At 48.5% G+C, this 6,908-nt stretch carries 8 protein-coding genes and 1 pseudogene; 4 read left to right on the plus strand and 5 right to left on the minus strand.

From position 1 onward, the window contains the following. Positions 1-168 precede the first annotated feature (168 nt). Positions 169-2,955 (plus strand): toprim domain-containing protein, encoded by a 2,787-nt coding sequence (locus PVV68_RS06300; protein WP_273782754.1) that lies wholly within the window; start codon positions 169-171, stop codon positions 2,953-2,955. On the opposite strand, the gene PVV68_RS06305 is transcribed toward PVV68_RS06300, so the two are convergent. The 4 genes from PVV68_RS06305 to PVV68_RS06320 form a co-directional block, all read right to left on the minus strand. After that, positions 2,880-3,629 (minus strand): hypothetical protein, encoded by a 750-nt coding sequence (locus PVV68_RS06305; protein ID WP_273782755.1) that lies wholly within the window; start codon positions 3,627-3,629, stop codon positions 2,880-2,882. The genes PVV68_RS06300 and PVV68_RS06305 overlap by 76 nt on opposite strands. Before the next feature lie 251 nt (positions 3,630-3,880). Then, positions 3,881-4,057: a hypothetical protein gene (locus PVV68_RS06310; RefSeq protein WP_273782757.1), complete on the minus strand. Its 177-nt coding sequence runs from the start codon at positions 4,055-4,057 to the stop codon at positions 3,881-3,883. A 9-nt stretch (positions 4,058-4,066) separates the two neighbouring features. Then, the gene (locus PVV68_RS06315; protein ID WP_273782758.1) at positions 4,067-4,282 is read right to left on the minus strand and encodes a hypothetical protein; all 216 of its coding nucleotides are present in this window, start codon (positions 4,280-4,282) and stop codon (positions 4,067-4,069) included. A 72-nt stretch (positions 4,283-4,354) separates the two neighbouring features. Then, complete coding sequence (locus PVV68_RS06320; RefSeq protein ID WP_273721928.1) at positions 4,355-4,633, minus strand: hypothetical protein; 279 nt, start codon at positions 4,631-4,633, stop codon at positions 4,355-4,357. A gap of 448 nt (positions 4,634-5,081) precedes the next feature. Between PVV68_RS06320 and PVV68_RS06325 the strand changes: the two genes are divergently transcribed. Continuing rightward, on the plus strand, positions 5,082-5,675 hold the full coding sequence (locus tag PVV68_RS06325; protein WP_273721929.1) for a hypothetical protein: 594 nt from the start codon (positions 5,082-5,084) through the stop codon (positions 5,673-5,675). Here the strand turns inward: PVV68_RS06325 and PVV68_RS06330 are convergent. Continuing rightward, on the minus strand, positions 5,616-6,002 hold the full coding sequence (locus PVV68_RS06330; RefSeq protein ID WP_273782759.1) for a hypothetical protein: 387 nt from the start codon (positions 6,000-6,002) through the stop codon (positions 5,616-5,618). The two genes, PVV68_RS06325 and PVV68_RS06330, sit on opposite strands and share 60 nt — an antisense overlap. Positions 6,003-6,198: 196 nt before the next feature. Between PVV68_RS06330 and PVV68_RS06335 the strand changes: the two genes are divergently transcribed. Further along, positions 6,199-6,627 (plus strand): hypothetical protein, encoded by a 429-nt coding sequence (locus PVV68_RS06335; RefSeq protein WP_273782760.1) that lies wholly within the window; start codon positions 6,199-6,201, stop codon positions 6,625-6,627. Continuing rightward, positions 6,624-6,908: pseudogene (locus PVV68_RS06340) on the plus strand (hypothetical protein); the annotation flags it as partial. The gene PVV68_RS06335 and the pseudogene PVV68_RS06340, both read left to right, overlap by 4 nt.

The following is a 6,908-nucleotide window of genomic DNA, read 5'->3' on the forward strand; positions in this document are numbered from 1 at the left end:
GCATGCCAAAAGCAGCAAAGAAGTACTTAAAGGCGATGGGGAAGCCCCATAAAGAACAGCGGATAAAAGAACATCAAGAACCCCTTGTCATTTTTTCTTCTCACGGGTCAAGCACCCAACAATGAAAATGATACCCTTAAAACCTTATCAAGTACCACAGACATCCCTATGAGCACAATTTTTGATATAAAACAGCAGCTTATCTCACAAGCAGGCACGATAGTAGAAATGCTTCTCCCCAAGGGGCGCAGACGAGGCAATGATTGGATTGTAGGCAACACCCGTGGTGAGGCTGGCCAAAGTTTATCGGTGTGCTTAAGCGGCAGTAAAGCGGGTCTTTGGTATGACTTTGCAGAAGGCAGAGGAGGAGACCTGTTAGATCTTTGGTGTGAAGTCAAAGGACTAAGTCTTTCACAAGCGTTAGAAGAAGCCCGCGCCTTTCTCAACCTTACGCGTCCCAAACCTTTTATGGCACCGCACCGTTCCTATCGTCGTCCACCCGCCCCCCCATGCGGCACACCACAAAATTTAGTCAAAACTTACCTCAACAAAGAACGCGGTATTCCCCTAGAAATTTTAAAGCGCTACCGCATAGGAGAAGACGGTGAAAAAATCATTTTCCCCTTTTATAAGCCTGATGGCACCCTTGCCTTAGTGAAAGAACGTCTGGCACAAGCAGGAGCAAAAACCAAACCAACAGCAACCCAATGTGAAGCTATTTTATTTGGCTGGCAAGCACTTTACCCCACAAACCACACGCCCCACACAGGCAACCAAAATCATACCCCACCAGCAGACACGCAAAGCTCAGGGCATTCACCAACAAACCCCAACACCGCCACCCCCATACAGGAGGGCAACACCCCCACAGCCACAACCTCTTCTATAATGAACCGCACTCCTAATACACAAAGCCATCCCCAAAACCTTGCCTCTTTCACCACGGGCGACCTCGTTCCCACAAACCACACGCCCCACACAGGCAACCAAAATCACACCCCACCAACAAACACGCAAAGCTCAGGGCATTCACCAGAAAGCCCCAACACCGCCACACCCATACAGGAAGGCAACACCACCTCTCTCACGGATCATACTCCAAATGCGCACAGCCACACCATCTCCCCAACAGGCGATGCATTTTCCACCACAACGCACAGCTACACCAGCAGTAAAACCCAAAACCTTGCCCCACCAACAAGCCTCAATACCGCCACACCCATACAGGAGGGCAACACCCCCACAGCCACAACCTCTTCTGTAATGAACCGCACTCCTAATACACAAAACCATCCCCAAAACCTTGCCTCTTTCACCACGGGCGACCTCGTTCCCACAAACCACACGCCCCATACAGGCAGCCAAAATCATACCCTACCAGCAGACATACAAAGTCATTTACCAGCAAAGCTTAACCCTACAAACTTGCAGAAAGACACCACCACGACGAACACCTTTCTCACGGATCATACTCCAAATGCGCACAACCACACCATCTCCCCAACAGGCGATGCATTTTCCACCACAACGCACAACCACACCACCACAAGCTCTTCGATCGCAAACCACACCTCCACCATTAGGAGCGCCACCTGCGCCACAGACAACGCCCTCACCTCTGACCTCTTGCCGCTAAACCAAGCTTTTTCTTCCACCCATTGGAGCGCCAATAGGACAGCCGCCAATAGAACTCTTGTTATCACGGAAGGAGAAATTGATGCACTCTCACTTGCCGCCTATGGATATCCGGCGGTCTCGGTACCATTTGGAGGAGGCAGTGGAGGCAAACAAAACTGGATTGAAAATGAATTTGATCATTTAGAATCCTTTGAAACGATTTTTTTAGCCACCGATATGGATAAACCCGGTGAAGAAGCAGCCCATGAGATTGCCAGCAGGCTTGGTCGTCACCGCTGCTACCGTGTACGCTTACCACGCAAAGATGCCAATGACTGTCTCACCGCAGGGATTGATGCCGCCACCATAAGAGCAGCCTTTTCCGCAGCAAAAAGCTTTGCGCCAGAAGGCTTACGGCACGCCTCAGACTATAAAGATCAAGTTATAGGGCTGTTTTGGCCAGAACCCGAACAACATATTGGTTATACGCTTCCCTATCCAAAATTGAATGGCAAATTGCATTTTCGCCCAGCAGAATTAACGCTCTGGAGTGGAGCCAGTGGTGCAGGAAAAAGCCAATTGTTATCAGACTGCATACCCCATTGGATTTCGCAAAACAGCCGTCTTTGCTTAGCCTCTCTAGAAATGAAAGGCGCACAATCTCTGCGCCGTTTAACCAAACAAACCGGCGGCTTAGAACAACCCACAAGAGAGATGATTGAACGGGTTCTTCAATTTTTAGATGATGGACTTATTCTTTATGAACATGTGGGCAAATCGAGCGTCAACACCTTGCTCGATGTTTTTGACTATTGCCGCGCGCGTTATGGCTGCGATCAATTTATCATCGACAGTCTCATGCGGCTTGGCATTGCCTCAGATGACTATGCCGGTCAAGAACAAGCGGTTTATAAAATGGTTGATTGGGCTGTTTTAAACAATGTACACATTCATCTTGTTGCCCATGCCCGCAAAGGAGGGCTCGATAAAGATATCCCAGGCACAGAAGATATTAAAGGCGCCTCAGAGATTGGTGCCAATGCTTTTAACATCATCACCATTTGGCGCAATAGGTCCTTAGAAGACAAAATTTTTGCAGCCTCTCTCACACAAGAAAAAGCAGATTTAGAAAAACGCCCAAGCGTTATTATGAATATTGCCAAACAACGTTCCGGTGATTTTGAAGGCAAAATAGGTCTTTGGTTTGACAAAAAAACCTATCGCTATCGCTGTTCTTGTGAACACCCAGCAACGCCACGGCATTATCTGGAGCGTCCCATCAAGCCCACTCTCTTAAAAAACGCCTCCCCCACCACAAGAGCAGACTTTGCTCCCTGATAAAGAAAAGGAGAGAAAAATCCATTGATACCGATCAATACAAACACATTCGAGAACCAAAGCCAACTCCAACCAAAGTGCTCGGCTCCTGCAGCAAACAACACCAAGACACATCCCCAAATGCAACCAACCAGCAGACAATTCAAAAGCCACAACGACCTCTGCAAGACTGCATCATCACCCTCCCGCATCAGCAAAGACACGAGCAATTTCAACAGGAGAGCAAACACCAACCCCTCCAAGAATATCCCCCCTATTGTACCAAAATGCATGACTCCTTGAAAAGCAAGCAGAAGGATAACGCCCACCATACAGCAAAACACCAGTGCCCGCACAACCACCCCCCACACAGCAGGCAGACTCTTCACGCCCCCATGCAGCAAACCAAGGATACCCCCAAACAAGCAGGAAAACGCCACTCCCTTCCACAATAACTCTGCGCTCACAGCTCCACTACCCACACCAGCACAAACAAAACCCAAGTAGGCGGCAATAACACCATAAATCACCACCCACCGCCAAAACAGCCACCCCATCACCCCGCGACACTTGGCAGCCCTATAAAGAAAAGCCACACAAACAACCAAAAGGCACAACGACAGCAAAAACGGCAAAAACCACGAACTCTGTAGCATCAAGCCCCCCACAGCAATATCATCAAAGAGAAGGCTCACAATGCAACAAAAATCCCCTCTCTTCAAGCAGAAAATCTCTGCGCTATTAACACGCACCACTGTCTCTAAAAGCTAAAAGCACTCTCTATCAGCCAAAGGATAACGCCGACAATGCAAAAAACACCGCCTAGCGCAAGGAAGCCTCACCCACCACAAGAACACAGCTTGCTCCCTGATAAAGAAAAAGGGGTAGAAATACACAAATGCAGTAAAATACCCAATCCTTTGAGAACCAAAGCCACGCGAATCCCCTACTCTTCGCTCCCACAAGAGCAAAGTGCAAAAAGAATCCAACAATGCTGAAAAACGCCAATAGTTTCAAGAGAGAGACACCATCCCCCCTCCACATACCAAGCTTCCATATAAGCCAAGCCAAGGACATCTCCGACACGACAAGAAGCGATATTGCCTTCAAAGATCTCCGCCACATAAACTCCTTACTTTTCACTCCCACACGAGCAAGTTCTAAAATGACTCCAGTAATGCAAAGAAAGGCTATTCCCTTCAAAAGCACCCCCCACGCACCCCCCATATTCCTCGCAATCCCAGTAATAAACACCACGCTTGTTCCACAACAGCAAAACGACAGCACAAACTCCGCAAGCCACGACAAACTCTGCACGAACCCATTGCCTTTCTCCCGTATCAGCCAAAACAACAGCAATTTCAACAGGAGAGCAAATACCAACCCCTTCCAGAATATTGCATTTAATAGAGCAATATTTCTAGCTCCCACAAAAGCAAGCAGAAGGAAAACGCCCACCATGCAGCAAAACACCACCGCCTTCACGAACATCCCCCACACAGCAGGCATACTCTTCACGCCCCCATACAGCAAACCAAGGATACCCCCAAACAAGCAGGAAAACGCCACTCCCTTCCACAATAACTCTGCGCTCACAGCTTCTTTCCCCAAGCCGGCACAAACAAAACCGAAGGAGGTGGCAAGAATGCCATAAAGCACCACCCACAGCCAAAACAGCCACCTCATCACCCAGCGACACTTGGCAGCCCTATAAAGAAAAGCCACACAAACAACCAAAAGGCACAACGACAGCAAAAACGGCAAAAACCACGAACTCTGTAGCATCAAGCCCCCCATAGCAATAAAATCAAAGAGAAGGCTCACAATGCAGCAAAAATCCCCTCTCTTCAAGCAGAAAATCCCCGCGGGACACGCACACCGCCCCAGCACAAACCTCCACACAACCCTTGTACAGCCCCTCCGCCCCCCTTACATACCCCTCCCTTACACACCCGCACACCCTGCATCCCCCACACAAATCTTCAGATAAACCCCTTCGGATAAAACCATGACAGCACCAAAGCCACCCCCTTAGAAAATTCTCTCTCAGGCAAAAGAGCGGAAACGGATCCCTCGACAAGCATACAGCAGCAGAATTCCACTGCTTTACACAAAAGAAGCAAATGAATCATTTTTAAGGAGACGACATGAACCATCAAGATAAGAGAAAAAACCACATACCAAATTTTGCATCCACCCTTCATGGTGAAGAGCAACCACACATTGGTCACTTAAAAACAAAAGAAATCGTGGTCGAAACAAAAAATCCTTATTTTCAACCCAGTCATAGGGAAAGCTCCTGCAATCCACGCACTATCAAAGCCATTGCCAATGCAAGGAGCCATCCCATTGCGCTTTTATATGCGAAAGGGCATCTGAGCAAAGCACAATATCAAGCAGCAGAACGCTTTTATGTTTATTGGCGTCAAAGTCAGGGCGACCTCCATATGAGTCCTGACTACACACGTGAAAAGGTTGCCTGTAGCCAAGGTTATACACATCCCATTGAACATCAAATAGATGCCTCCAATCATTTAAAAGATATCAAAGTCCAGCTTGGTATTCTTGGCTACTCACTTATCGAACGCGTTGTTGGTTATGGTCAAGCAATCAAAGAACTAAGTGCCTCTAAACGCAAACAAAATTCCCTTGCCGACCATCTGCGAGATTGTCTAGACCTGTTAGCATTTCATTGGGGATATGCAAATCGCACATATTCTGACACCTTCCCCTTTCAATAAGAAAGACAAAACACCATCCCCCCAACAGGCGATGCACTTTCCACCCCAACGCACATCCTCGACACCAGCAGTAGAACTCAACGTCTTGCCCCACCAACAGACACACAAAGCCTCACCATTCACCAGCCTCCCCACATCCGTACAGAAGCCCCCCCCACAAGCACAACGCCTTGTGTAACAAACCGCACTCCCAAGACGGAAAGCCATCTCCAAAATCTTACCTCTTCGACCACGGGCGACACGGTTCCCACAAACCACGCGCCCCATACAGAGTGTTTTGCCCTTCTTATTGGCAGCCAAAATCCTAACCCACAAGCAGACACGCAAAGCTCTTATCCTTCACCCATAAACCTTAGCCCCACACCCGTATAGGAAGGCAACACCACCTTTCTCACCGATCATACTCCAAACGCGCACAGCCACACCATCCCCCCATCACACGAGCCCTTTCCACCCCATGCGCAGTCAACCTACAGAGCCTCCTCCCACACCCCACATTCCTCAAACGCACAGGAAAAGCCATATGACGATACCCAAAGGACAACATATTTTGATCAATTGGCAAGCAGACATTGGTGCAATGATTTTAGAAAATTTGAGAGAACAGCAAGTCTTGATGAGAAGAAAAGAAATTTCGCAGCTATCAACATGCCAAAAGCGACAAAAAGCACACTCTACCGGCATCCACCAATACCCACAAGCAGCCATAAACTTCTACCACAAACTCCTAGCGCCAGCTTCCACCAACACACCGCCAGCTCACAACACGAGCCTCACTTCACCGCAAATCCCACCACCAACACCCCCTCTTGTTACTCAAACCACATTCTCCAAACGCGCACAGCCACACCATCCCCCCATCACACGAGCCCTTTCCACCCCATGCGCAGTCAACCTACAGAGCCTCCTCCCACACCCCACATTCCTCAAACGCACAGGAAAAGCCGTATGACGATACCCAAAGGACAACATATTTTGATCAATTGGCAAGCAGACATTGGTGCAATGATTTTAGAAAATTTGAGAGAACAGCAAGTCTTGATGAGAAGAAAAGAAATTTCGCAGCTATCAACATGCCAAAAGCGACAAAAAGCACACTCTACCGGCATCCACCAATACCCACAAGCAGCCATAAACTTCTACCACAAACTCCTAGCGCCAGCTTCCACCAACACACCGCCAGCTCACAACACGAGCCTCACTTCACCGCAAATCCCACCACCAACACCCCCT

The organism is Bartonella sp. ML69XJBT (assembly GCF_028618515.1).
In the GTDB taxonomy this organism is placed as follows: Bacteria; Pseudomonadota; Alphaproteobacteria; order Rhizobiales; family Rhizobiaceae; genus Bartonella.